A 1,462-nucleotide genomic window follows, 5' to 3' on the forward strand; every position below is an offset into this window, starting at 1 on the left:
CATCAATCTTTCTGGAGAAAGTTACAGGTTACGGAACCGAAAAACTTTTTTAGGTTCTTGAAAAAAGAATGCTACTTTTACCCCTAGAGTTCTGCGTCATTGTTGCCATTTTCTCTGCACTATTGTTGCCAAATACTCTGCATTCCTAATTGCCAAAAATCCTGCATTATAAGTTACCGACTACATATGCCCGCTGTTGTAACTATTTTATCGCATAATGCCTTTTCCGGAATCGCTATTATAGCTTGCTGGTCTTTAGACAGACTCACGGTAGCAATACCGAATGCATAAAAAGGCAATGGCAGATTGGTATAGGTATATAGTCCAATGTTGGTCTGAAATTTCCTCGAGGCTTTTGTAGTCATTGAAGTAACCGCAAAAACCTTCTCTGGAATTAGTCCGTGATGGGCGAGCGCACTTTCCATTGAAAGGTAGCTTGGTCCGAATATATGGTTGGCCAGCAGTGCGCTTTCAGGTCGTTGAGATCCAAGAGACCTACCTGCTATATAAAGTCCTTTTCTGACTGGTTCAATCAGACCATCAGCTTTTAAAGATAATATCTTATCATTTGGTCGTTTATAGTCTTTCAAAAGACCTACCAGAAGCTGGTGGGTCAGCGGTTGGTTAGATAGCTCTATTAGTGCTGTTCGAATATCCATTGTAAAATATTAATAAGATAAACGGTTTTATCTCGTTTATCCTATATCAAAACTACATAGAATGGTTAAACATGTATAATTTTAACAGGATAAACGATTGATATTCGTTTATCCATCCTTGTTTTGACAAAAAGAATGATTAAAGAACTAAACTCATCGTATCAATATAATCGGGATGAAACTAGTTTTTATTGCTGCGTTGAAATTAGTTTTTATTGATGTGCTAAAACCAGCGCTTAATGATAGTCGAAATCAGCGTTTATCGCTGTGCTGTAATTAATCTTGATCGGTGTTGACTTCTTTCTATGCAGATCTATGTAAAATATAATATACTTACGGGAGCGCCAAATACTACGAGGCGTATACTTTTAATTCTTCTAGTTAAAAAGACTCCCGTGTCTGCCGTGACCAGGGAAAGTTGTATCGCGAACTCTACTAAAGGTTAGAATTTACAATATTTATTTATGAAAGCAATAGTCTACGGCGACTATCGCCGAGTATTAATCATTCAGCAAACTGGCATGCGTGTCAGTTCAGTGCGGCTTATAGACAATTCTTTTCAAAGCATTTGGTACGTTTCGCAACAAACTGTTGAATTCGTGTATATGAATCTTAAAAGAAATAATGAGTTGCGAATTATTTCCTTCTTAGTATGCCTGATTCCTAAAAGAATCAGGCAGTCTAAGCAAGGTAGTTTTTGTGGGTGCAGACGTATCCGCCCCATGAAGCCCATCTTTTATTTGTAGAAACAATTTCCTATAGCTCTTTTGGTAAGGTTTTATTTTTCCTGTTTCAGTTTAAAG

1 protein-coding gene is annotated in these 1,462 nt (G+C 37.3%); it reads right to left on the bottom strand.

Features of this window, described 5'->3' with window-relative positions; genetic code table 11:
- Positions 1–173 precede the first annotated feature (173 nt).
- The gene (locus AAKU52_RS17425; protein WP_354335912.1) at positions 174–659 is read right to left on the bottom strand and encodes a type IV toxin-antitoxin system AbiEi family antitoxin domain-containing protein; all 486 of its coding nucleotides are present in this window, start codon (positions 657–659) and stop codon (positions 174–176) included.
- Positions 660–1,462: the final 803 nt, after the last annotated feature.

This window comes from Pedobacter sp. CG_S7 (assembly GCF_040544395.1).
In the GTDB taxonomy this organism is placed as follows: Bacteria; Bacteroidota; Bacteroidia; order Sphingobacteriales; family Sphingobacteriaceae; genus Pedobacter.

Bases quoted from the DNA above. Each gene is read 5' to 3' on its own strand.
- AAKU52_RS17425 (WP_354335912.1), bottom strand. From the start codon at position 659: ATGGATATTCGAACAGCACTAATAGAGCTATCTAACCAACCGCTGACC.